The organism is Streptomyces sp. NPDC007896 (genome assembly GCF_042959425.1).
In the GTDB taxonomy this organism is placed as follows: domain Bacteria; phylum Actinomycetota; class Actinomycetes; order Streptomycetales; family Streptomycetaceae; genus Streptomyces.
The window spans coordinates 293418-315646 of sequence record NZ_JBIBKX010000011.1 but is presented as its reverse complement, the minus strand read 5'-3'; the positions used below and the strand labels follow the sequence as shown (position 1 = coordinate 315646).

The 22229-nt window shown below is 71.0% G+C and carries 23 protein-coding genes; 2 read left to right on the top strand and 21 right to left on the bottom strand.

The window, feature by feature from the left end; genetic code table 11:
- Nucleotides 1–96 precede the first annotated feature (96 nt).
- From ACFZDJ_RS32980 to tsaB, 9 genes are all read right to left on the bottom strand, one after another.
- The gene (locus tag ACFZDJ_RS32980; protein WP_391064225.1) at nt 97–2322 is read right to left on the bottom strand and encodes a glycoside hydrolase family 3 N-terminal domain-containing protein; all 2226 of its coding nucleotides are present in this window, start codon (nt 2320–2322) and stop codon (nt 97–99) included.
- 42 nt (nt 2323–2364) lie between these two features.
- A complete protein-coding gene (locus ACFZDJ_RS32975; protein ID WP_391064358.1) occupies nt 2365–3129 on the bottom strand; it encodes an ABC transporter permease subunit in 765 nt (254 codons plus the stop codon).
- Between the two features lie 128 nt (nt 3130–3257).
- Nucleotides 3258–4274 (bottom strand): ABC transporter permease subunit, encoded by a 1017-nt coding sequence (locus ACFZDJ_RS32970; RefSeq protein ID WP_391064223.1) that lies wholly within the window; start codon nt 4272–4274, stop codon nt 3258–3260.
- A gap of 9 nt (nt 4275–4283) precedes the next feature.
- Nucleotides 4284–5594: an extracellular solute-binding protein gene (locus ACFZDJ_RS32965; protein ID WP_391064221.1), complete on the bottom strand. Its 1311-nt coding sequence runs from the start codon at nt 5592–5594 to the stop codon at nt 4284–4286.
- Nucleotides 5595–5856: 262 nt separating this feature from the next.
- Complete coding sequence (locus ACFZDJ_RS32960; RefSeq protein WP_384909257.1) at nt 5857–6897, bottom strand: LacI family DNA-binding transcriptional regulator; 1041 nt, start codon at nt 6895–6897, stop codon at nt 5857–5859.
- Nucleotides 6898–7009: 112 nt separating this feature from the next.
- Nucleotides 7010–7261, bottom strand: a complete 252-nt coding sequence (locus ACFZDJ_RS32955; protein ID WP_168510375.1) for a hypothetical protein — start codon at nt 7259–7261, stop codon at nt 7010–7012.
- Nucleotides 7258–8367, bottom strand: coding sequence for a tRNA (adenosine(37)-N6)-threonylcarbamoyltransferase complex transferase subunit TsaD (gene tsaD / locus ACFZDJ_RS32950; protein WP_168510373.1), 1110 nt, complete (start codon nt 8365–8367; stop codon nt 7258–7260). The genes ACFZDJ_RS32955 and tsaD overlap by 4 nt, the downstream gene beginning before the upstream one ends.
- The gene (gene rimI, locus ACFZDJ_RS32945) at nt 8360–8866 is read right to left on the bottom strand and encodes a ribosomal protein S18-alanine N-acetyltransferase (protein WP_391064354.1); all 507 of its coding nucleotides are present in this window, start codon (nt 8864–8866) and stop codon (nt 8360–8362) included. Before rimI ends, tsaD begins: the two co-directional genes overlap by 8 nt.
- A gap of 17 nt (nt 8867–8883) precedes the next feature.
- Nucleotides 8884–9546, bottom strand: coding sequence for a tRNA (adenosine(37)-N6)-threonylcarbamoyltransferase complex dimerization subunit type 1 TsaB (tsaB, locus tag ACFZDJ_RS32940; protein ID WP_384909253.1), 663 nt, complete (start codon nt 9544–9546; stop codon nt 8884–8886).
- Nucleotides 9547–9668: 122 nt separating this feature from the next.
- Between tsaB and ACFZDJ_RS32935 the strand changes: the two genes are divergently transcribed.
- A complete protein-coding gene (locus ACFZDJ_RS32935; protein ID WP_390940011.1) occupies nt 9669–10223 on the top strand; it encodes a hypothetical protein in 555 nt (184 codons plus the stop codon).
- A gap of 424 nt (nt 10224–10647) precedes the next feature.
- Here the strand turns inward: ACFZDJ_RS32935 and tsaE are convergent, their stop codons facing one another.
- From tsaE to ACFZDJ_RS32875, 12 genes are all read right to left on the bottom strand, one after another.
- The gene (gene tsaE, locus ACFZDJ_RS32930; protein ID WP_384909249.1) at nt 10648–11181 is read right to left on the bottom strand and encodes a tRNA (adenosine(37)-N6)-threonylcarbamoyltransferase complex ATPase subunit type 1 TsaE; all 534 of its coding nucleotides are present in this window, start codon (nt 11179–11181) and stop codon (nt 10648–10650) included.
- Nucleotides 11147–12385 (bottom strand): alpha/beta fold hydrolase, encoded by a 1239-nt coding sequence (locus ACFZDJ_RS32925; RefSeq protein WP_391064216.1) that lies wholly within the window; start codon nt 12383–12385, stop codon nt 11147–11149. Before ACFZDJ_RS32925 ends, tsaE begins: the two co-directional genes overlap by 35 nt.
- Before the next feature lie 158 nt (nt 12386–12543).
- Nucleotides 12544–13698 carry an alanine racemase gene (gene alr, locus ACFZDJ_RS32920; RefSeq protein WP_384909245.1) on the bottom strand — a complete coding sequence of 385 codons (1155 nt, stop codon included), beginning with the start codon at nt 13696–13698 and terminating at the stop codon, nt 12544–12546.
- A gap of 46 nt (nt 13699–13744) precedes the next feature.
- The gene (locus ACFZDJ_RS32915; RefSeq protein ID WP_390940005.1) at nt 13745–14623 is read right to left on the bottom strand and encodes a L,D-transpeptidase family protein; all 879 of its coding nucleotides are present in this window, start codon (nt 14621–14623) and stop codon (nt 13745–13747) included.
- A gap of 245 nt (nt 14624–14868) precedes the next feature.
- Complete coding sequence (locus tag ACFZDJ_RS32910; RefSeq protein WP_390940003.1) at nt 14869–16308, bottom strand: NAD(P)H-hydrate dehydratase; 1440 nt, start codon at nt 16306–16308, stop codon at nt 14869–14871.
- 73 nt (nt 16309–16381) lie between these two features.
- Nucleotides 16382–16753 carry a holo-ACP synthase gene (locus ACFZDJ_RS32905; RefSeq protein WP_060895278.1) on the bottom strand — a complete coding sequence of 124 codons (372 nt, stop codon included), beginning with the start codon at nt 16751–16753 and terminating at the stop codon, nt 16382–16384.
- A 64-nt stretch (nt 16754–16817) separates the two neighbouring features.
- The gene (locus tag ACFZDJ_RS32900) at nt 16818–18071 is read right to left on the bottom strand and encodes a CU044_5270 family protein (RefSeq protein ID WP_391064213.1); all 1254 of its coding nucleotides are present in this window, start codon (nt 18069–18071) and stop codon (nt 16818–16820) included.
- Nucleotides 18068–18712, bottom strand: coding sequence for a sigma-70 family RNA polymerase sigma factor (locus tag ACFZDJ_RS32895; protein WP_391064211.1), 645 nt, complete (start codon nt 18710–18712; stop codon nt 18068–18070). Before ACFZDJ_RS32895 ends, ACFZDJ_RS32900 begins: the two co-directional genes overlap by 4 nt.
- 205 nt (nt 18713–18917) lie before the next feature.
- Nucleotides 18918–19409 (bottom strand): peptidylprolyl isomerase, encoded by a 492-nt coding sequence (locus ACFZDJ_RS32890; protein WP_390939997.1) that lies wholly within the window; start codon nt 19407–19409, stop codon nt 18918–18920.
- Nucleotides 19410–19541: 132 nt separating this feature from the next.
- Complete coding sequence (locus ACFZDJ_RS32885; protein WP_168510353.1) at nt 19542–19739, bottom strand: hypothetical protein; 198 nt, start codon at nt 19737–19739, stop codon at nt 19542–19544.
- 81 nt (nt 19740–19820) lie between these two features.
- Entirely contained in the window at nt 19821–20516 is a 696-nt protein-coding gene (locus ACFZDJ_RS32880; RefSeq protein WP_391064208.1) for a DUF4232 domain-containing protein, read from the bottom strand.
- 220 nt (nt 20517–20736) lie between these two features.
- Nucleotides 20737–21150, bottom strand: coding sequence for an ATP-binding protein (locus ACFZDJ_RS32875; protein ID WP_391064206.1), 414 nt, complete (start codon nt 21148–21150; stop codon nt 20737–20739).
- A gap of 234 nt (nt 21151–21384) precedes the next feature.
- On the opposite strand from ACFZDJ_RS32875, the gene ACFZDJ_RS32870 reads away from it, so the two are divergent.
- Nucleotides 21385–22221, top strand: a complete 837-nt coding sequence (locus ACFZDJ_RS32870; RefSeq protein ID WP_390939993.1) for a Scr1 family TA system antitoxin-like transcriptional regulator — start codon at nt 21385–21387, stop codon at nt 22219–22221.
- Nucleotides 22222–22229: the final 8 nt, after the last annotated feature.

Below are 22229 nucleotides of genomic sequence, written 5' to 3'. Positions count from 1 at the left end.
CCGGGTGCACGCCGGGCGACCCCTCTCCGACCTCAGGAAGGTCCGTAACATTCGAGAACAGGCAGGAAGCATTCGGCGACGGCGCGAACCGACGGCTCACTTCACGCGCACCTCGCACCGCATCCGCCGCTCCCGGCCCACCACCCGTTCGGGCCCGGTCAGCGTCACCGGCACCGCGTACCGCACCTCGCCCTCGGCGCTGGACACCCCCAACCGCAGCTCCAGCTCCCCCGGTTCGACGATCCGGTCGCCGTCCGGGCCGGTGTACGCGGCCAGGTCCGCCGGGACCGTGAAGTGGACCTCCGCCGACGCGCCCGCCTCCAGCGGCACCCGCGCGTAGCCCACCAGCCGGGCCACCGGCCGCGCCACCTTGCCGACCGGGTCGTGGAGATAGAGCTGCACGACCTCGGTACCGGCCCGCTCCCCCGTGTTGCGGACGGTCAGCCGCAGGGTCGTCTCGCCGTCCGTCGGGAACGCGGTCTCGTCGACCGACGGCGCCTGCCAGTCGTACGTCGTGTAGGACAACCCATGCCCGAAGGGGAACAGCGGCGTCGGGTCGAGGTTGCTGGCCCCACTGCGCTGTCCGAGCGGCGGCGCGAGATACGTCCACGGCTGCCCGGCCCGCTCGCGCGGCACGCTCACCGGGAGCCGCCCCGACGGGTTCACCCGTCCGGACAGCACCCCGGCCACCGCGGGACCCCCCTCCTGTCCCGCGAAGAACGCCTGCACCACCGCCGCGCACCGGTCCGCCCAGCGCCCGAGCGCGTACGGCCGCCCCGAGAGCAGCACCAGCACGACCGGTGTCCCGGAGGCCAGCGTCTTGTCGACCAAATCTCCCTGTCCCTCGGGAAGTTCGAGATCGGCCGCGTCGCACCCCTCGCCCGAGGTGCCCCGCCCGAACAGCCCCGAGCGGTCGCCGACCGCCACCACACACACGTCGGCGGCCACCGGATCGTCGGTGAACTCCACGTCCGGCAGCTCGGCGCGCAGCGCCTCCAGCAGCGTCGGCACGCCCACCCCCATCTCGACCTCGGGGTGGTCGAGGAGGACATGGCGGGGGAAGGTGTAGCAGCCGAGCATGGCCGCGGGATCGTCGGCCAGCGGACCGAGCACGGCGATCCGCCGCACCCCGGACGCCAGCGGCAACGTACCGCCGTTGGCCAGCAGGACGACCGACTCCTCCGCCAACTGCCGGGCCAGCGCCCGCATGTGCGGCGGATCGAGATCGACGGACGCGGAGTCGGCGGGCGGTGCCCAGTCGGGGTCCAGCAGCCCCAGTTCGCACTTCTGCGTCAGCACCCGCAGCGCGGCCCGGTCCACGAACTCCTCGTCGAGGGGCCCGGCGCCGTAGCAGCGCACGGCGGGCAGCTCGACGTCCACGCCCGCCGCGAGCGCGAGCCCGGCCGCCCCCGCGGGCGAGTCGGTGAGCCCGTGCGCGGACTCCAGGAGGGACACCCCGAAGTAGTCGGCCACGACCGTGCCGGTGAACTGCCACTCCTCCCGCAGGAGTTCGGTGAGCAGTCGGCGGTGCGCGTGGGCGGGCAGCCCGTCGAGGTCGTTGTACGAGGCCATCACCGACCGCGCCCCGCCCTCCCGTACGGCCATCTCGAACGGCGGCAGGATGACGTCCGCCAGTTCGCGCGGGCCGAGCGAGGCGGGCGCGTGGTTGCGGGCGCCGCGGGAGGCCGAGTAGCCGGCGAAGTGCTTGAGGGTGGCGACGACACCCGCCGACTCCAGGCCCTGGACATAGGCGGTGCCGACGGTCGCCACGAGGTAGGGGTCCTCGCCGATCGACTCCTCCGTACGGCCCCAGCGGGGATCGCGTACGACGTCGAGGACCGGGGCGAGGCCCTGGTGGACGCCGACCGAGCGCATCGAGGCGCCGATCGCCGCCGCCATCTCCTTCACCAGGGCCGGGTCGAAGCTCGCGCCCCAGGCGAGCGGGGTCGGGAAGACGGTCGCCCGCCAGGCCGTGAACCCGGTGAGGCACTCCTCGTGGGCGAGCGCCGGCAGCCGGAAGCGGTTCGCGGATCGGATGCGCTCCTGGAGGGCGGCAAGACGGGCGGCGCCCTCGGCCGGGTCGACCGGTGCGGTGCCGAAGGGGCGGGTCAGCTGGCCGAGCCCGTGCGGGAGCAGCCGCGTCAGGTCGATGTCCTCGGACAGGGCGTGCTGCATCGGCGCCATGTCCCCGCCCGGGGTCTGGTTCGAGCCGGGCCAGACGCTGTAGAGCTGGGCGACTTTCTCTTCCGTGGTCATACGGGCGAGCAGATCGGCGGCGCGGACGCCTGCGGGCAGAGCGGGGTCCTGCCAGGGGTCGGTCATGTAACTCCTCACATCCACAGGGGCATCTGGAGGGGCTGGTGTTCAGCCCTTGGTCGCGCCGAGCGTGATGCCGCCGATCAGCTGTCGTTCGGCGACCGCGTAGAAGGCCAGGGCGGGCGCCATGGCGAGGACCAGATAGGCGAAGATGCGGGCCACGTCGGAGGCGTACTGGCCCTGGAACTGCTGGATGCCGACGGGGACCGTCCACCAGGTGGGTTCGCTGAAGACGAGCAGGGGGAGCAGGAAGTTGTTCCAACTGCCCACGATGGCGAGGACGGAGATGGTGCCGAGCGCCGGGCGGGCCAGCGGCAGCAGGATCCGCCAGAAGAAGCCGAACGAGGAGCAGCCGTCGAGGGTGGCGGCCTCCTCCAGTTCGCCGGGGATCTCCCGGAAGAAACCGCGCAGGATGACGATCGTCATGGGCAGGCCGAAGGCGGCCTGGGGCAGGATCACGCCCCAGGGGTTGTCCAGCAGCCCGAAGGTGCGCAGCAGGATGAACAGCGGCAGGATCGCCACCGCGAAGGGGAACATCAGCCCCATCGTGAAGACGGTGAAGAGCACTTCCCTGCCCCGGAAGGCGAACCGCGCGAGCGCGTAGGCGGCGAGCGCCGACGCCCCCACGGTCAGCAGGGCGGTGGCGACCGCGATGAGGGTGCTGCTGCCGACGGACCGCCAGAACGATCCCGAGCCGAGCAGCGAGGTGTAGTTCGAGGTCACCCAGGGGTGGGGAAGGCCGAAGGTGTTGCTGGAGAGCTGGTCGGTGGACTTGAAGCCGGAGACGAGGGCGTACAGCAGTGGCGTCACCATGACGGCGCCGACCAGCCACAGGATCACGTACACGGGCAGCGAGCGCAGCCTGCGACGGCGTACGACACTCTTCGGGACCGTGCTCTCAGGGACCGTGTTTTCCGGGACCGTGCTCTTCACGACCGCACTCATCGGCCTGCTCGCATGGTGGTGATGGCTCCTTCGGTGTCACGGCGCAGCACGAAACGCTGGTAGGCGAGGGCGAAGACGAGGCTGATCAGGAACATCGCCACGCTGATCGCGCTGGCGTAGCCCATCTGGTAGCGCTTGAAGCCGTACTGGAACATGCTGATGACCATGGTTTCGGAGTGGTGGTCGGGACCGCCCGCGGAGATCACCCAGACCAGGTCGAAGAGCTGGATGGCGCCGATCACGGACAGGAACACGCTGATCCGCAGGGTCGGCGCGAGCAGCGGGAGCGTGACGTGGCGGAAGCGCTGCCAGCTGCCGGCGCCGTCGATGCGTGCCGCCTCGTGCAGCTCCGCCGGGATGCCCTGGAGGCCTGCCAGGTAGAGCATCATGTGGAAGCCGAAGTACTTCCAGGTCATGACCAGGAAGAGGGTGGGCAGGACGGTGTTCTGACCCGCGAACCAGAGCCCGCCCAGGCCGTCGAGACCGACCGCGCCGAGGACCTTGTCGGCGAGTCCGCCGCCCGGCGCGAAGATCATGCCGAACAGCACGCCGGTGATGACCTCGGACAGGATGTACGGCGCGAAGAACAGCATCCGGTAGACGGCCCGGCCGCGCAGCTTCTGGTTGAGCAGCACGGCCATGGCGAGCGCGAACGGCAGCTGGAGGACGAGGGAGAAGGCGACGAGCAGGACGCCGCGCCACAGGTCCCCGAGGAACACCGGGTCCTGGAAGAGCCGGGTGTAGTTGTCGAACCCCACGGAGTCGGTGGGCGAGCCGAACCCGCCCCAGTTGAAGAAGCTGACGTAGAAGGCGTAGCCCATCGGCAGGAGGACGAGCATCCCGAACAGGGCGAGCGCCGGGATGGTGAAGACGAAGGCCGCGAACCAGTCGCGTACGCGCCGCAGGGCGGGACGGCGGGGCCCTTGGCCCGGTGAAACGGCCGCCACACCGGTCGACTTGCCGCGATGGGGCACATACGTCGACGCGGTCGAGGTCGAGGTCGAGTGCGTCATCGCCGGCCGCTAGCTCTTCTCGCTCTTGGCGACCTGGGTCACCGAACGCGTGACCTGCTCCGGGGACTTGGACCCGGCGATGAGCGCCGCGACGCTGTCGTTGATCTCCTGGCCGACGGCGGGGACGTACGCCTGGTCGAGGTAGAGCTGGAAGCCGGTGGCGTTGTTCAGGGCGTCCGACACGGCGGTGAGGTTGGGGTCGGTCAGCGCGGGGCGCGCGTCCTTGGACACCGGTATCAGGCCGGTCTCCTTGACGAGCGTCTCGGCGAACTCCTTCTCCGCGAAGAACTTCAGGAACTCCACCGCCGCGTCCGGCGCCCCCTTGCGCACCGCGTGGCCGCCGCCCCCGCCGAACACCTCGGTGAGCGCGCCCTTTCCGCCCTCCACGGAGGGAAAGGAGAAGAAGCCCAGGTCGTCGCCGATGCCCTTGCCCGAGTCCTTCTCGACGGTCGGCGCCCACTGGCCCATCAGTTCCATGGCCGCCTTGCCGTTGCCCATCAGGGCCGCCTCACCGTTGGGGTCGGAGTAGGCCCCGCCGAGGAAACCCTTCTGGAAGGGTTCGAGCGCGACGAGGTCCTTGAGGTGCTGACCCGCCGTGACGAACCCCTCGCCGGTGAAGTCGGCGTCGGTGGCGGCCTTCTGCATCGCCTCCAGCCCGGCGACGCGCATCGACAGATACGCCCAGTAGTACATGCCGGGCCACTTCTCCTTGCCGGCCAGCGCGATGGGCGTGATCCCGGCGTTCTTGAGGGCCCTGATGGTGTCGAGATAGCCGGACCAGGTGGTGGGCGGGGTGTCGATCTTGGCCTTCTTGAAGAGCGCCTTGTTGTACCAGAAGCCGACCATGCCGATGTCGAACGGGACCGCGTACGTCTTCTTGTCGAACTGGTAGGCCGCCAGCGAGGCGGGCACATAGTCCTTCGTCCAGGAGGCGGTCTTGTCGGTCAGGTCCTCGACCAGACCCGCGTCGATCTGCTGCTTGAGGACTCCGCCGCCCCAGGTGTGGAAGACGTCCGGAAGCTTCCCGGAGGTGGTCAGCGCGGTCATCTTCGACTTGTACGCCTCGTTCTCCAGCGTGACGACCTTGACCTTCACGTCCGGGTGCGCGGCCTCGAAGTCCTTGGCGCGCTGGGCCCACAGCTTCTTCGCGGGCTGGGTGGTGGTGATGTTCCACCACTCGATCGTGGTCTTGCCCGAACTGTTCCCGCTGTCGGAGGAACCGCACGCGCTCAGGGCGGCCGCGCCCAGTCCGGTCGCAGCGGATGCCGCCAGGAACCTCCGGCGGGAGAAAGAGGTGTAGGTGTTGCCCAACGCTCGCATCGCACACCTTCCGGAAGAGAGCCGATAATTATCGGCCGAGTGCGCCGGAAGTTACGGGTGCGGGACAGCCGTGTCAACGCCCCTGACAAATATCGGAAGTTCTTCGAGTGCGGGCCGGTGGGGACTGGTCGCGCAGTTCCCCGCGCCCCTTCGGGCACGCCGGGATCAGCGCCCCTTCAGGGGCGCGGGGAACTGCGCGACCGGCCACGAATCACCCGCAGCCGCCGAATCGCCCTCAGACGCCCCGCCCCTGAGGGGCCCCTCAACCCCGTCGCGCCGTACTCGCCCGCACGACCAACTCGGTCGCCAACTCAACCCGAGGAGAGACCGGGTCCTCGCCAAGGGCCAGTCGCAGCACCGTCCGCGTGGCCAGCTTCCCCATGTCCGCCAGCGGCTGCCGCACCGTCGTGAGCGGCGGCGCCGACCACCGGACCTCCGGCAGATCGTCGAACCCGACGACACTCATGTCCTCGGGCACCCGCAACCCCCGCCGACGCAACGCCTCGATCGCCCCGAGCGCCATCTGGTCACTCGCCGCGAACACCGCGGTCGGCGGTTCCTCCAGGTCGAGCAGCGTGTTGCAGCCGTCGAAGCCGGCCTGGTGGTAGAAGTCCCCCGGCACGATCAGCGCGTCGTCGACCGCGACGCCCGCCCCGTCCAGCGCCGCCCGGTACCCGTCGAGCCGCGCCCGCGAGCACAGCAACCGCACCGGCCCCGCGACAAAGCCGATCCGCCGGTGCCCGAGCCCGAGCAGATGCTCCGTCGCCGCCATCCCGCCCGCCCAGTTGGCGGCGCCGACGGTCGGTATGTCCAGAGTCGGGGACCCCGCCGGATCGACCACGACGAGCGGCACCCCGAGCCGCCGCAACTCCTCGTGCAGCCGGGGTTCGAGGACCGAGGTCACGAGGATCACGCCGTCCGAGGCGCGGGCGCGCAGATTGGTCATCCACTGCCGGGCCGAGCCCGACGCACCGTGGATGGCGGACACCACCGTGCCCACTCCGGAGGCGTGCGCGACCTCCTCGACCCCCCGGATGATCTCCACGGCCCAGGGGCTGTCGAGATCGTTGAAGACCAGGTCGATCAGGGCCGCCCGGTCTCCGGGCGCGGACGACCTGCGCTGGTAGCCGTGGCGCCGCAGCAGGTCCTCGATGCGGGCCCGGGTCTCCGGCGAGACGTCGGAGCGGCCGTTGACGACACGCGACACGGTGGGCACCGAGACGCCGGCCTGCCGGGCGATCTCGGTGATCGTCACCTTGTTCTTGATGCTCTCCCGGGCCACTGCGCCCACCTCCGTCGACACGTCGAACCGCCCCTCTACCGTTCCACACCCACGGACGAAACTTTGCAGGAGTCTTCCGGAAAAGCGAGGTCGGCGTGAAGCCCAGCCGGAAACGACGACGGAAACGAAGACGTCAGGAGACCGACTCGAACCGCCACCGATGGACCGCCCGGGTCACCAACTCCCCGTCCGGCTCCGGGAGTTCGGGGAGCTCGGCGTCGTAGGCCGCATCCCACCAGGTGATGACGAGCACCCGGTCCTGCGGCGCGCGCAGGATCTCCCGCCGCAGCGGCTGCCTCGCCGGCTCCTGTCCCCGCACCCAGGCGAGCAGTTCCTCGCCCCGCCCGGGGACGGCCCGTGCCTCCCACATCAACGCGACGGTCACGAGTACAGGTTCTCCTTCGAGACCTCGTGCACATGATCATGATCATGGCCGTGCCCGTGCGAACGACCGGGCACATGCGGGTCCGTCACCGGCAGTGACGAGTCGGCCGACAGGTCCCAGTCGGAGGCGGCCCGGTTCCGGGAGACCATCTCCGCGCCCAGCGCGGCCACCATCGCCCCGTTGTCCGTGCACAGCTTCGGCCGCGGCACCCGCAGCCGGATCCCCGCGGCCTCGCAGCGCTCCTGGGCCAGCGCCCGCAGCCGTGAGTTGGCGGCCACGCCACCGCCGATCATCAGGTGGTCGACGCCCTCGTCCTTGCAGGCCCGTACGGCCTTGCGGGTCAGCACGTCGACGACCGCCTCCTGGAAGGAGGCCGACACGTCACGCACCGGCACCTCCTCACCCGCCGCCCGCTTGGCCTCGATCCAGCGGGCAACGGACGTCTTCAGCCCGGAGAAGGAGAAGTCGTACGCCGGGTCGCGCGGGCCGGTCAGGCCGCGCGGGAACGCGATCGCCGAGGGGTCGCCCTCGCGGGCGTACCGGTCGATGACCGGACCGCCGGGGAAGCCCAGGTTCAGCACGCGCGCGATCTTGTCGAAGGCCTCGCCGGCCGCGTCGTCGATGGTCGCGCCCAGCGGGCGGACGTCCGAGGTGATGTCGGTCGACAGCAGCAGCGAGGAGTGACCGCCGGAGACCAGCAGGGCCATCGTCGGCTCCGGCAGCGGGCCGTGCTCCAGCTGGTCCACACAGATGTGGGAGGCGAGGTGGTTGACGCCGTAGAGGGGCTTGCCCAGCGCGTAGGCGTACGCCTTGGCGGCGGTGACGCCGACGAGGAGGGCGCCGGCGAGGCCGGGACCGGCGGTGACCGCGATGCCGTCCAGGTCCTTCGCGCTCACCCCCGCGTCCTTGAGCGCCCGGTCGATGGTCGGCACCATCGCCTCCAGGTGGGCGCGGGAGGCGACCTCGGGCACGACGCCGCCGAAACGGGCGTGCTCGTCGACGCTGGACGCGATGGCGTCCGCGAGCAGCGTGGTGCCGCGGACGATGCCGACGCCGGTCTCGTCGCAGGAGGTCTCGATACCCAGGACCAGCGGTTCGTCAGCCATTGCTCTCTGTTCCTTGTACGCCGTTTACTGAGGGTGAACCCGCGGCGGAGCCGCTGCCGGACGCGGTGTGCAGCCGCATGACCAGGGCGTCGACGTTCCCCGGCTGGTAGTAGCCGCGGCGGAAGCCGATGGGCTCGAAACCGAAGCGCTCGTACAGCTTCTGCGCGCGGACGTTGTCCACGCGGCACTCGAGCATGACCTCGGCGCACTCGAACGCGGTCGCGGCCCGCACCAGCTCGGTCAGCAGCCGGGCGCCGAGGCCGGTGCCCCACTGATCACGTCGTACGGCGATGGTCTGTACGTCGCCCAGGTCGCCGGAGGCGGCGAGCCCGGCGTATCCGACGAGCCGGCCGCTCTCGGTCGCGACCACGTACCGGCGCGTCGCCCCGGGCCCGCGGGCGTGGGCCAGCTCGGACCAGAACATCCCCCGCGACCAGGCGTCCTCGGGGAAGAGGTCCTTCTCCAGCTCCAGTACGGGATCGATGTCCCACCAGCGCATCTCGCGCAGCTCGGCGGTCACTTCGGGGTGACCACCTTGTAGTTCTTGGGCACCTGGGCGTCCGGGCGGCGCAGGTAGAGCGGCCGGGGCGCCACGAGCTCCTCGCCCGCGGCGAGTTTCTCCGCCGCCAGGGACGCGAGCGCGCCCGCCGAGACATGCTCGGGAGCACGGGCGTCCGGGAAGGTGTCGGGATAGAGCAGCGCACCCGCGCCCACGGCGGGCAGACCGGCAACCGTCCCGGCGATGTCGGCGGGCCGGTCGACGGCGGGCTCGGAGGCACGCGTACGGGGGTCGTCGTACAGCGCCCAGTACACCTCCTTGCGCCGGGCGTCCGTCGCGACGACGAACGGCCCCTCGACGCCGGTGCCGTCGGCGGCGTACGCGAGCCCGTCGAGGGTGCACAGGCCGTGCACGGGCACGCCGAGCACGAGGCCGAAGGTGTCGGCGGTCATGAGGCCGACACGCAGCCCCGTGTACGGGCCGGGGCCTACGCCCACGACGATGCCGGTGACGGCGTCCAGCTTGAGGCCTGCCTCGGCGAGCACCCGGTCGACGGCCGGCAGCAGCAGCTCTCCGTGCCGGCGCGCGTCCACCTGGCTCGACGAGGCGATGACGGACGTGCCGTCGTGCAGGGCGACGGTCACGGCGGGGGTGGCGGTATCCAGAGCGAGCAAGAGCACGCAAACAGCCTACGGCGCCCGAGCGCGACGCACGGCCGCCCCGGTCTGCGGGGTGGCGACTGCTACCGTCACCACAAAGGACGTAATGGACACGAACGCGGTACGAGAGGCGGGTACACAAGGTGGCTAGGAGCAGCTCGGGATTCGTGGCCGGGCTCACCGCGGCGGCTGTCGCGGTGGTCGGCTTCCTCGCCTACCAGGCGTCCGCGAACGTACCCGACACCCTGAGCAAGCCCCTCGCGGGCGCGACCCCCAAGGTCCCCACCACGAAGGCACCCCGGGACAAGAAGAACCCGGTGGCGCTGCCGGCCGCCTCCGGCAGGGGTGAGCGGGTCGTCTACTCGGTCGACGACGACCGCGTGTGGCTGGTCGCCGCGAACAACAGGACCGAGCGCACCTTCAAGGTCACCGCCGGCACGGTGGACCCCGCGGTCGGCAGCTACGCCGTCACCTCCCGCTCCAAGGCTGTCACCGGATCGGACGGCGCCCAGATCGAGCACGTCGTCCGCTTCGCCCTCGTCGACGGCGTGACGATCGGCTTCAGCTCCGCCATAGACGGCTCCACGGGTTCCCCCGACTCCACCAAGAAACTCGGCGGCATCCGGGAGTCCCGCAAGGACGGCACCGCGATGTGGAACTTCGCGACGATCGGCGTGAAGGTAGTCGTCATCCGCTAGTCGGCGGACCTGCGCGCAAGCGCGCCGTCAGGGGCGCGGGGAACTGCGCGACCAGCCCCCACCGGACCCGCAGCCGAAGAACCACGCCTCCGCGGAGCGCTCACGCCGCCTTGCGGGACCGCTCAGCCGCACACGGAGCCTCCGGCAGGGGCGCCCGAGGCGGCCTGGACACCGCGTCGGCGGCCGCACACGACGCCAACAGATCCCGCATCGACACCCCACCGCACGGCTGCTGCACCGGCCGCACCGGCACGTCACGTTCCGAAGCCGACATGGACGCCTCCTGGGGATTCGGGGGCACGCGTGGTTAGGTAGACCTAACTACGGACTGAGGTCCATGTGACCACGGCCGAGACACCGAACGCAACATCTTGCCGACGACTTGTCGGAACCTTCACGCCCCCGGAACCCTCACCCAGGGTGATCAGGCCGCGAGCACGCTCAGATCGGTCGTCGCCCAGCGCTCCCCGAGTCCGGTGAGCGTGACGTGCCGCACCTCGTCCGTGGTGTCGCCGACGGCCCGGTGGATGACGACGTCGAGCCGGTCGTCGGTCAGCTCCTCGACCTTGCCCTCGCCCCACTCCACGACGATCACCGAGTCGGAGAGCGCCACGTCGAGGTCGAGGTCCTCCATCTCGTCGAGGCCACCGCCCAGCCGGTACGCGTCCACGTGCACGAGCGGCGGACCGTCACCCAGGGAGGGGTGCACACGGGCGATGACGAACGTCGGCGAGGTGACCGCGCCCCGTACGCCGAGCCCCTCGCCGAGTCCGCGCGTCAGCGTCGTCTTGCCCGCGCCGAGCTCCCCGTTCAGCATCACGAGATCGCCCGCGCGCAGCAGCTTGGCCAGGTGAAGGCCCAACTCCCGCATCTGCTCGGGCGAGTTGACGGTGATCCGGACGTTCACGCCCTCGGCGGCGGGCTCAGCCGGGTTGTGCGCTGCTGCTGGTGCTTCCATAGCCACCCACGGTAGCCCCTGCCGGGACGGCGCCCGCACGCATCAAGAGGTCGGCGAGACGGTCTATGACCACCTCGGGGTGCTCCAGCATGACCAGGTGCCCGGCGTCCGGGACGAGCACCAGTTCGGCGTCCGGCAGCAGATCCGCGATCGCCTCGCTGTGCTCACTCGGTGTCACCATGTCGCCGACCCCGGCCAGCACCAGTACCGGCAGTTCGGCGAAGTACGCGAGCGCCTCGGTCTTGTCGTGCTCGGTGAACGCCGGGTAGAACTCCGCGACGACGTCGATCGGAGTGCCCTCGATCATCCGTTCGGCGAACCGCACGATGGCCGGGTCGACGTCCCGGGACGCGAACGAGTACCGCTTGATGATCCCCGCGAACAGGTCGGCCGTGGCCCGCCGCCCCCGCTCCACCAAGGCGGCCTGCTGACCGAGCGCCTTCAGCACACCGGGCAGCACTCGCCGCACCGCGTTGACGCCCGCGACGGGCAGCCCGAAGTTGACCTCACCGAGCCGCCCCGACGACGTACCGACGAGCGCGACGGCGACGACCCGCTCGCGGACGAGGTCCGGGTACTCGTCGGCCAGCGCCATGACGGTCATCCCGCCCATGGAGTGCCCCACCAGCACGATCGGCCCCTCGGGCACGGCCGCGTCGATGACGGCCTTCAGGTCCTGGCCGAGCTGGTCGATGGAGACGGGTGTGCCGTCCTGCGTCTGCGCGACCCCGCGCCCGGAGCGGCCGTGACTGCGCTGGTCCCAGTGCACCGTGCGCACCACACCGCGCAGCGCGGCCCGCTGGAAGTGCCAGGAGTCCTGGTTGAGGCAGTACCCGTGACTGAAGACGACGGTGACGGGGGCGGGAGCCTTGCGCCCGAAGAGCCGCCGCCGACGCGGGGTGAACGTCACATCCTGTTCGATGTCGTCCACCTCGTAGTACAGCTCGGTGCCGTCGTCGGCGTACGCCTTGCCGGGCGTGCCGCGCAGCGAGCCGTAGGGGCCCGTCGAGTCGAGCGCGAGGCGGGCCTTGCTGCGCATGCCGCGGCCCACCGTGAGCCGCTCTATGGCGACTCCGGCGGCGGCGCCCGCGGCGACCACGCCTATGGCGACGCCGGCGATACCGGCCTTGCGCCAGTTCCCGGCGGCGGAGGCGACGGCCGCCGCGGCGACGTCCGTGACGGCCTCCGCGCTGCTCTCGCTCACGTACCGCTCCTCTTCGCCGGGGTGTCGTTCACTTCAGAAGGTCGTGCTGGGGGTGGTGCCGGTCGTGCTCAGGGTGGTGCCGGAGGTACCACTGATGGTGCAACTATGTCCTGTTGCCCTGTTGCCCTACGCGGGGCACCCCCTGTACTCCTTGCGGGTTACCCGCCTTGTTCCTTATTCACGTATACGCGCGGCACTCGGGTTCCGATCCGGGTGACGATTTCGTACGCGATCGTCCCCGCCGCCCGCGCCCAGTCCTCGGCGGTCGGCTCGCCCCGGTCACCCGGACCGAACAGGATCGCCTCCGAACCGGGCACCGGCTCGTCCCCGCCCAGGTCGACCACGAACTGGTCCATCGCGACCCGCCCCGCCACCGTCCGCCACTTGCCGCCCACCAGCACCGGTCCGGTGCCGGAGGCGTGGCGCGGCACGCCGTCCGCGTAGCCGACGGGGACGAGGCCGAGGGTGGTGGCACCCGCGGAGACGTAGTGATGCCCGTAACTGACCCCGTGGCCCCCCGGTACGTGCTTCACCAGCGCGAGGGACGCGCTGAGCGTCATCACCGGGCGCAGCCCGAAGTCGGCCGGGGTGCCGATCTCGGGGCTGGGCGAGATGCCGTAGACCGCGATCCCCGTCCGTACGAGGTCGAAGTGGCTCTCGGGGAGGGTCAGCGTGGCCGGCGAGTTGGCGATGTGCCGCACCTCGGGGCGCACGCCCCGCTCCTCGGCGTACGTCACCATCTCGCGGAAAAGGTTCAGTTGGGCCTGGATGGAGGGATGCCCGGGTTCGTCGGCGCAGGCGAAGTGCGACCACAGACCGGTGATGTCGATCAGCCCGCGTTCCTCGACGCGCAGCGCCTCACGCACGAGTTCGGGCCAGTCGGCGGGCTGGCAGCCGGCGCGACCGAGCCCGGTGTCGGCCTTGAGCTGGACCCGGGCGGGGATCCCGGCCGCCTCGGCCGCGGCGGTGACCTCCCGCAGGGCCCACATCCCGCTCACCGACACGTCGAGGTCGGCCTCGATGGCCTCCCGCCACGGCCCGCCCGGCGTCCACAGCCAGCACATGATCCGGCTGTCTGTCAGGCCGGCCGCGCGCAGGGCGAGGGCCTCCTCGGGGGTGGCGGTGCCGAGCCAGGTGGCGCCCGCCTCCAGCGCCGCGCGGGCGCACGGGACCGCCCCGTGGCCGTACGCGTCGGACTTGACCACGGCCATCAAGGCCGCGGACGGCGCGTGGGCACGCAGGGTCCGCACGTTGGCACGCAGGGCGGCCAGGTCGATCTCTGCGCGGGCGCGCAGGGGTGCTGTGTCGTTCATCGCGCCCCCAGTGTCTCAGAGGGGCCCGAGAGCCCCCGGAGGACGGTCAGGTGCCGGCCCTGCGGCCCCACACGTACACGTGGTCGCCCGTCTTGGTGACGTTCCACAGGGAGCGGGCGTCGGCGAGGCGCAGATTCACACAGCCGTACGAGCCGTTCGGGTCGTAGATGCTGCCGTAGATGGCGTGGAAGGCCTCTCCGCCGCTGAAGAACTGGCTGTACGGCATCGGGGTGTTGTACAGCGTCGACCAGTGGCTCTTGTGCTTCCAGTAGACCTTGAACCAGCCGGTCCTGGTCCGGTACCCGGCCCGCCCGCTGCGCATCGGCACCGGTCCCCACAGCACCTTCTTCCCCTTCTGCACCCAGGTGAGCTGCCGGGTCAGATCCACACACGCGACCCGATACGACCGCACGGGACACTTCTTGGACGCGTTCGGTTTCTTCTTCGCGGACATCAGCTGCATCCGGGCCCAGGTGACGGGGCCGGCGAAGCCGGTGTTCGGCTTGATCCCCTCCTTCGTCTGGAACGCCCGGATGGCGGCGCAGTCCCTCGCCGACTGCTTCCCGTCGACCTTCAGCTTCAGCCACCGCTCGACCTGCCGCTGGTACGGCCCGGTCAGCTTGGAGCACGTCACGGACTTGCCCGCGACGGCCTCGACGAGGGGGACGTACTCGATGAGCGCGTCCGTCTCCGCGGGGGCGTCCCTCGGCTCGACGGCGTCCTCCTGCGCGCTCGGTCTGTACACCTTGGGCGGCAGCATCTGGTCCGGCGTGTCCACCAGCCACGGCTGATGCGGCCCCGGCGGCACGCCGGGCACCAGCTCGCTCCCCGGGCCGGGCGCCGGGGGCCCGGCCTCCGCCGCCGCACCGTCCACCGGCATCACCACCAGCAGCGCGAGGAGCACTCCCACGCTCCGGCATCTCATTCGTCTGCTCATCATCATGCGACCAGCGATACGCAACCCCGGGGCGAGCGGGGGTGAGCCGCGCGGACGGGGTCCCCCGTAATGGGCAACGCAGCGCCCCCGTAAGGGGCGCGAGGAACTGCGCGCCCAGCCCCTACCGCCCCGCAGCCAAAGAACCCACCCGGGGGCTGGGGCGAAGCCCCGCCCCAGGGGCGCGGGGAACTGCGCGCCCAGCCCCACCCACCCGCAGCCAAAGAACGGCGCAGTCAGCGGAGCGCGTCGCGGACGTCCCGCCAGGCCTCCGGAATCGCCGCCGCGACATCATGCGCCCCCAAGGGCGCCCCGTCCGCCGCGAGCCTCCCCGCCAGCCCATGCAGATACGCGCCCACACTCCCCGCGTCCAACGCCGACAGCCCCGCCGCGAGCAACGACCCCGCAAGCCCCGACAGCACGTCTCCGCTCCCGGCCGTGGCCAACCACGCCGTCCCCGTCGGATTCACCCGCACCGCACCGCCCGCCGGGTCGGCGACCAGCGTCGTCGACCCCTTCAGCAGCACGGTCGCCCCGTACCGAAGCGCCAACTCCCGCGCCGACGCCAGCCGAGCCCCCTCCACCGACTCCCGCGAAACCCCGAGCAACGCCGCCGCCTCCCCGGCATGCGGAGTCATCAGCGTGGGCGCGGTGCGGGCCCGTACGGCGGACCGGTCCGCGAGCCGCAGCCCGTCCGCGTCCACCAGCACCGGCACGTCCGCCCCGAGCACCTGCGCCACCGCCGACGCGTCGTCCCCGACCCCGGGCCCCACCACCCACGCCTGGACCCGCCCGGCCCGCTCGGGCCCCTGGTCCGACACGAGCGTCTCGGGAAAGCGGGAGATCACGGCATCCGCCGCGGGCCCGACGTACCGCACCGCCCCCGCCCCACCCCGCAAGGCCCCGGACACGGCGAGCACGGCGGCCCCGGGATACCGCGCGGACCCGGCCGCGATCCCGAGGACCCCGCGCCGGTACTTGTCACTCTCGGCCCCGGGCACCGGCAGCCGCGCCGCCACGTCCACGTGCTGAAGGGCCTCGAGTTCGGCCTCCTCGGGCAGTTCGAGCCCGATGTCGACGAGGCGTACGGAACCGGCGTACTCACGCCCCGGGTCGATCAGCAGTCCGGGCTTGTGCGTCCCGAAGGTCACCGTCAGATCGGCGCGGACGGCGGTGCCCCGGACCTCTCCCGTGTCGGCCTCGATCCCGCTCGGCAGGTCCACGGCGACCACGGCCGCCCGGGAGTCCGCGGCGTACTCGGCCAGCGGCACCGCCTCGGGCCGCAGCCCGCCCTTGCCCCCGATACCGACGATCCCGTCCACGACGAGGTCGGCCCGCAGGATCAACTCTTCGGCGGCGCCGGACCCGGCCACCGTGCCCCCGGCCCGCCGCAGCGCGGCCAGGCCCGCGCCATGCGTCCGTTCGGGCGCGAGCAGCACGGCGGTGACCCCCGCCCCCCGCCGCGCCAGCCGGGCCCCGGCGTACAGGGCGTCGCCCCCGTTGTCCCCGCTGCCCACGAGCAGCACGACCCGGCTGCCGTACACCCGTCCCAGCAAGTCCGCGCAGGCAGCGGCCAGTCCGGCCGCGGCGCGCTGCATCAGCGCACCCTCCGGAAGCCGCGCCATCAACTCACGCTCTGCCGCCCTGACCGTCTCCACGCTGTACGCAGTACGCATGGGTCGAGTCTCCCGTACGCGGGCTCACCGCGCCGCTCCGGCCGCCGGACAACCGGCCTCCCCGGACCTACCCCTACCCCTCCGCCACCACCACCGCCGAGGCCACCCCCGCGTCATGGCTCAGCGACACATGCCACGAGCGGACGCCCAGTTCGGCCGCGCGCGCCGCCACCGTCCCCGTGACCCGCAGTCGCGGCCGGCCGCTGTCCTCGACGTAGACCTCCGCGTCCGTCCAGTGCATGCCCGCCGGAGCGCCCAGCGCCTTGGCGACCGCCTCCTTCGCGGCGAAGCGCGCGGCCAGGGACGCGATGCCGCGGCGCTCCCCGTTCGGCAGGTGCAACTCCTGATCCAGGAAGAGCCGATGGGCCAGCCCCGGCGTACGCTCCAGCGCCGCCAGGAACCGGTCGATCTCGGCCACGTCGATACCGACCCCGATGATGCTCATGTCCAGCACCCTATGGGCCGGACGGCCGCCGACGTGCCGACCTCTCGGCGTTGATTGCCCGAGCTCAGTGCTTGGCGTTCTTCGGCACCGTGATCTGGCGCTCGCCCCAGCTCATCCGCGTCGTCGCCTCGTAGTTCACCGTCGTCCCCGCGTCGAGACCCGCTTCCCGGGCCCTGGCCGACGGTTCGACCAGCACGCTCTGCTCGCAGAGCATCGCGCCGGTGGACGGGTCCACGACCAGCCGCTGCTGCACGCTTCCCAGCGGGGTCCGCGCCGTGCCGGGGAACGCGACACCGACGCCCTCACGCCCCAGTGGATCGGTGACACGCCCGAGCCCCCGGACGCCGGGCAGGTCCGCGATCACCCGATACGCGGCCGCCCGTACGGCGGGCTTCACCGGCATGGTGATGAGGTCGGCCGCCTGACGCAGCACATAGGCCGTGCGGCCGCCGCCGGTCTCGGCACCGCTGCTGTCCTCTCCGTACAGCTTCTCCAGCCGACGGCGCAACTCCGCACCGCTGGAGGGAAGTTCGCGCAGATCCTGGTACGAGACGTTCCGCGGGCCGAGGGCGTAGATCTTGTCGTCGGCGTCGGTCCGCATGACCATCGGCCGCCCGGTTCCGATCCTGTACCCCAGCGTTCCCGATCCGGCCGCTGTCGAGACCTCGGCCCGCACGGTGGCGGGCGAGCCCGCGGCCCGCCAGCGTGCCTTGTCCGCCTCGGTGCGGGGCGCGGTCACGTCGTCCAGACCGGAGACCATCAGGCTCCGGGTTCCCGGACGCACACCCACCGACCACTCCCCGGTCGACGTGGTGCGCACGGCGAAGAGCTGTCCCTTCGCACCGACGACGTTCACGTCCTGCGAGCGCGTGGTGGTCTGCCAGTACGTTCCCTCGGCGGCCGGTGTCTCCGCCTTCTTCGCCACGCTGAGCAGTTCGAGACGGCCGTCGACCTGGACGTCGGCGCGACCCTCCGACTCGGCCGAAGCCGACCCCGGCGTGGCGGCGGAGGACTGCGGATGGGCGCTCGCGCGCACGCCTGAAGGATCCTGCCGGTCGAGCGTGCTCACGACCATCACGGACGCAGCGACGGCCGCGACAGCCACGACGGTCCCGAGCGGCCGGATCCCGACCCGGAGGCGCCGCGGTTCCTGGGAGCGTGCCGCGTGACCGTCCGTCGCTCCGGCCAGGATGCGTGCCAGGTCGTCGTGCTGCCGCGGGGAGTCGGCCAGCCGGGCCGGGTCGAGTTCGTCGGGCCGGGCGCCCGCGAGCACCGTCATGACGTCGGGCCGCCCGGACCGTTCGCGGGTGTTCTTCATGTGAGTGCTCCTTTGCGATCAGTGCTGCGGTGCGGGGCCCGAGCGGGTGGCACTTGCGCGGTCTGCGCTGGTGCGGGCGGCGCTGGTGCGGGCGGCACCCGTGCAGGCGGCGCTTGTGCAGTCGCCACGGACGCCGTCTCCGCCGGGGGCACCGCGTCCAAGGCCTTCTCCAGACGGCGACGGGCCCGGTGCAGCCGGACGGTCAGCGTCGCGATGGTGCAGCCCAGGACCCGTGCCGCCTGCTTGGGGCTCAGCCCGTGCCAGGCGATCAGAGTCAGCAGCTCCCGGTCGGCGTCGGACAGACTCGCCAGGGCCTGCAACGCGGCTTCCCGGTCGGTCACGTCCGCCGCGACGTCCCCGACGTTGCTCCGGGCTCCGCTGCTGATGCGCTGGGCCTCCTGGGCGGCGACGGCGTACTGGTGGCTGTCCCGGCGGCGCAGTTCGCGCACCAGGTTGCGGGCCACTCCCAGGAGCCAGGGCAGCGCGGGTTGCGGAATGTCCCGCACGCGCCGCCAGGCGACGGTGAACGTCTCGCTCGTGATGTCCTCGCCTACCTGTCGACCCACCAGACTCGTGGCATAGGCGAGGACGCGCGGATAGCACTCCTCGTAGACGTCCCTGAAGCGTTGGGCATGTGTCACACGCCATCCCCTCATATCGGCTCTCTCACCAAGCAATGCGCGTGACGGCCCACTTCTTACAGGGCGAGCCGAAATTCATGCGGTGTGGTACGCGTCACGCCGCGGAGAGGCGAGGGGTGCCCGATACGAATCGAGCGGGAACGGCCGCAGCCGTTCCCGCTCGATCTCTGTGCTGTACGGCCGGACGAGTCCTGGCCCGGATCTCTCAGACGGTGCCGGAGTCCGAGATGACGATCTTCTTGGACGTGGCACCGGAACGGCTGCCGAGCTTCTCGACGGCCCTGACGACGTCCATGCCCTCGACGACCTCGCCGAAGACGACGTGCTTGCCGTCGAGCCAGTCGGTGACGATCGTGGTGATGAAGAACTGCGAGCCGTTGGTGTTCGGGCCGGCGTTGGCCATGCTCAGCAGGCCCGGCTTGGTGTGCTTGAGCTTGAAGTTCTCGTCCGGGAACTTCGTACCGTAGATGCTCTTGCCGCCGGTGCCGTTCTCGTTGGTGAAGTCACCGCCCTGCAGCATGAAGTCCGGGATGACACGGTGGAACGGCGAGCCCTTGTAGCCGAACCCGTTCTGACCGGTGGCCAGCTCACGGAAGTTGCGGGCCGTCTCCGGGACCACGTCGTCGTACAGCTTGAACTCGATCCGGCCGAGCGGCTCCCCGTCCGCGGACACCTCGAAGAAGACGTTCTGTCCCATGGCACTGCTCCTCTTGTATTCGAAAGGTCGTGTCCGAGAATAAGAGGGCACGGGCCCACGGGTCGCAGCGGGAACCCCCACAGCGGGACAAACGGCCTAACGCCGGCGTCGGGACGAGCCTCCTCGCCCGCGCTAGTCACCGTCGCTGCTGGACTGATTCACACTCCGTCGCCCGTTGCTCTTCACGGCGGCGCGCACCAGCTGCCCCACGACGAGCGTCACCGCCGCCACGCCCCGGACCCAGCGGGGCCCGCCGCGCGACGCCCACACCACGCACACGCACCCACCGACGACAAGCACCAGGAGACCGGCCAGCACCAGAACGCCCATGTTCCCCACCCTGCATTCGCATATCCGTACGGTGCGAGTGATCCTCTCAGGAGGGAGGGCCCCCGCGGGATGTCACTGGGCTCACTTGCCGGAGCCGACGTGGTAGCCGATGGGGTCGACATAGACGTCGGGAGCGCCGCCGCTGGGGGCGGCGATGGTGATGGCCAGGTCGTTGAGATTCACGATCTCCGAGACCTTCTCGTTGGGCGGGGTGACGGAGAGCCGGGTGTAGGTCTTGGCCGAGCCGCTGGTGCTCGGGATGTAGCGCAGCAGGAAGCGGGTTTCCTCGCCGGGCCCGATGCTGACGGTGGACCCCGAGACGTCGGTGCGGGCGGCGTCGGGCCCGGTGTCGCCCAGGCCGTCGGGGCCCACGAGTTGGACGCCCGGGAAGCCGTGCATGCTGCACTTGCCGGAACCGGTGTTCTTCAGGTTGACGACTATCTGGTTCTTGACCCCCGTGGCGGAGGCGCTGAGGGCGAGATGGTCGGTCTTGCACATGGAGCCCGACGTCGCGGACTGGTTCTGGGCGGTCAGCCCGCTGCCCTTGGTGGAGCCGGTGGAGGAGCCGGACGAGGAGGAACCAGCGGTCGAGGTCGAGTCCTGGCCGCCGGTGGAGCTGCTCGCGGCGGTGGAGCTGCTCGCGGCGGTGGACGCGCTGGTGTGGGACGCGCTGGTGTCGGCGGAAGCGCTGGATCCGTCGCTGCTGCCGCACGCGGTCAGCGAGAGGCCGGCAGCGGCAACGATGAGAGCGAGGGCGGACATCTTCTTGACGCGCATCGGTACTCCTGGGAAGCGGTGTCGTCGCGCTCGCTCCGGCTGAGCGGGCGTTGCTGCTTCAGAGGAGACCCGCCGCCGGGAGGGCGTTGCGACTGGAGTTGCATCAAGACGCCCCTGTGACAAGCGAGTCGACGCGCCGTTACGGGAAAGCGGAGGAAGTCGAACAGCAGACCGGGCACGTGCCAACTGCCCACCCGCCACGGCAAACACCGTTGCAGTGTTAGGCCGCCGCCAGCTCGCACCACACGTACTTGCCGCGTTGCCCGTTCCTGGCCAGCGGCTGCCAGCCCCACAGATCGGCGCAGGCCCGCACGAGGGCGAGGCCGCGCCCCTCCTCCGCGTCCGCGACCCGGTCCCACGGCAGGGACGGTTCCGGCGGCTGCGGGTCCGCGTCCCGGGCGCCGATGCGCAGGACCCCGGCCCGCCACTGCACCCGTAGCGCCGCCTGCCCCTTCGTATGCCGTACGGCGTTGGAGACCAGCTCGGCCGCGACCAGCTCGCCGACGTCGGTGAGGCGGATCAGTCCGTGCAGGGTGAGGATCAGGCGGACGGTACGGCGACTGACGGTGACGGCGCGGAGGTCGTGGGGGATGTACATCATGTACTCCCAGGGCTCGGCGACGGTTTCGGGCATGGGTGAACTCCGTTCGGCCGGTGGGGAGTTGGAGATACGCGGCGGTTTCGGGCGGTGGCATTGACGCAGCCGTCACGGCAGAACGGAGCGGTGCGCTTCCGGTGCCCCGGGGTGTCACAGTGTGTGCGTCGCGTCACCGACGGTAGGGGTTAATGTTTCGGTTGGGCAAGCCGACCGCGTAATCTGACCCCGAACGAGTTGCGCTTACAGGCGCGTTGCACCGAGGAGCAGTCGATGACGACGAGGCGCGACCCGACGGCACGCCAGATGCGCCTGGCGGTCGAACTGCGCAGACTCCGCGAGGCGGCAGGCCTCAGCGGCCGCCAGGCGGCAGCGCTGCTGGGAGTGAGCCCCGTCCAGCTCAGCCATATCGAGTCCGGTCTCTCGGGGGTGAGCGAGGAACGTCTGCGCCGACTTGCGTCCCACTACGCCTGCGAAGACAGCAAGTTCATCGATTCCTTGGTCGCCTTGGCCACCGATCGGACACGCGGCTGGTGGGAGGAGTACCGGGGCCTGCTGCCCACGTCGTTCCTGGACCTCTCCGAACTGAACCACCACGCCTCCTTCCGGCGCGATGTGGCGGTCCTGTACGTACCGGGCCTGCTGCAGACGGAGGAATACGCCCGTGCCGTCTTCTCCTCCAGAGTGCCCGAACTCACGCATGACGAGCTTGAATTGCGCGTCCGTCACCGAATGGCACGCCAGGAGATCACCATCCCGTACGAGTTGGTGATCCACGAGGCGGCCCTACGCATCAGGGTCAGCGACCGCGCCGCCTCCCAGGCTCAACTCGCCCGGGTCCTGGAAATCTCCGAAGCGGACCACATCACCGTGCGCGTCATCCCCTTCGATCTGGACGGCTTCGCCAGGGCCGCCAGCACCATGACCTACGTGGGCGGCCCCGTGCTCAAACTGGACACGGTGGTGCGTGACGTACCTCATGGCTCGGCCTTCATCGACTCCGAAGCACAACTCAGCGCCTTCCGAACGCGCTTCCGTAAGGTGGAAGCCGCATCACTCGACCCCGAACGGTCGCGTGACTTCATCCACCGGCTGGCAAAAGAGCTGTGAGGCATCCC

What these genes read in the sequence shown, in the direction of transcription:
- ACFZDJ_RS32980 (WP_391064225.1), bottom strand. Translation starts at nt 2,322, where the DNA reads ATGACCGACCCCTGGCAGGACCCCGCTCTGCCCGCAGGCGTCCGCGCC.
- ACFZDJ_RS32975 (WP_391064358.1), bottom strand. Translation starts at nt 3,129, where the DNA reads ATGGTGACGCCACTGCTGTACGCCCTCGTCTCCGGCTTCAAGTCCACC.
- ACFZDJ_RS32970 (WP_391064223.1), bottom strand. Translation starts at nt 4,274, where the DNA reads ATGACGCACTCGACCTCGACCTCGACCGCGTCGACGTATGTGCCCCAT.
- ACFZDJ_RS32965 (WP_391064221.1), bottom strand. Translation starts at nt 5,594, where the DNA reads ATGCGAGCGTTGGGCAACACCTACACCTCTTTCTCCCGCCGGAGGTTC.
- tsaD (WP_168510373.1), bottom strand. Translation starts at nt 8,367, where the DNA reads ATGGCTGACGAACCGCTGGTCCTGGGTATCGAGACCTCCTGCGACGAG.
- rimI (WP_391064354.1), bottom strand. Translation starts at nt 8,866, where the DNA reads ATGCGCTGGTGGGACATCGATCCCGTACTGGAGCTGGAGAAGGACCTC.
- tsaE (WP_384909249.1), bottom strand. Translation starts at nt 11,181, where the DNA reads ATGGAAGCACCAGCAGCAGCGCACAACCCGGCTGAGCCCGCCGCCGAG.
- alr (WP_384909245.1), bottom strand. Translation starts at nt 13,698, where the DNA reads ATGAACGACACAGCACCCCTGCGCGCCCGCGCAGAGATCGACCTGGCC.
- ACFZDJ_RS32915 (WP_390940005.1), bottom strand. Translation starts at nt 14,623, where the DNA reads ATGAGATGCCGGAGCGTGGGAGTGCTCCTCGCGCTGCTGGTGGTGATG.
- ACFZDJ_RS32910 (WP_390940003.1), bottom strand. Translation starts at nt 16,308, where the DNA reads ATGCGTACTGCGTACAGCGTGGAGACGGTCAGGGCGGCAGAGCGTGAG.
- ACFZDJ_RS32905 (WP_060895278.1), bottom strand. Translation starts at nt 16,753, where the DNA reads ATGAGCATCATCGGGGTCGGTATCGACGTGGCCGAGATCGACCGGTTC.
- ACFZDJ_RS32900 (WP_391064213.1), bottom strand. Translation starts at nt 18,071, where the DNA reads ATGAAGAACACCCGCGAACGGTCCGGGCGGCCCGACGTCATGACGGTG.
- ACFZDJ_RS32890 (WP_390939997.1), bottom strand. Translation starts at nt 19,409, where the DNA reads ATGGGACAGAACGTCTTCTTCGAGGTGTCCGCGGACGGGGAGCCGCTC.
- ACFZDJ_RS32885 (WP_168510353.1), bottom strand. Translation starts at nt 19,739, where the DNA reads ATGGGCGTTCTGGTGCTGGCCGGTCTCCTGGTGCTTGTCGTCGGTGGG.
- ACFZDJ_RS32880 (WP_391064208.1), bottom strand. Translation starts at nt 20,516, where the DNA reads ATGCGCGTCAAGAAGATGTCCGCCCTCGCTCTCATCGTTGCCGCTGCC.
- ACFZDJ_RS32875 (WP_391064206.1), bottom strand. Translation starts at nt 21,150, where the DNA reads ATGCCCGAAACCGTCGCCGAGCCCTGGGAGTACATGATGTACATCCCC.
- ACFZDJ_RS32870 (WP_390939993.1), top strand. Translation starts at nt 21,385, where the DNA reads ATGACGACGAGGCGCGACCCGACGGCACGCCAGATGCGCCTGGCGGTC.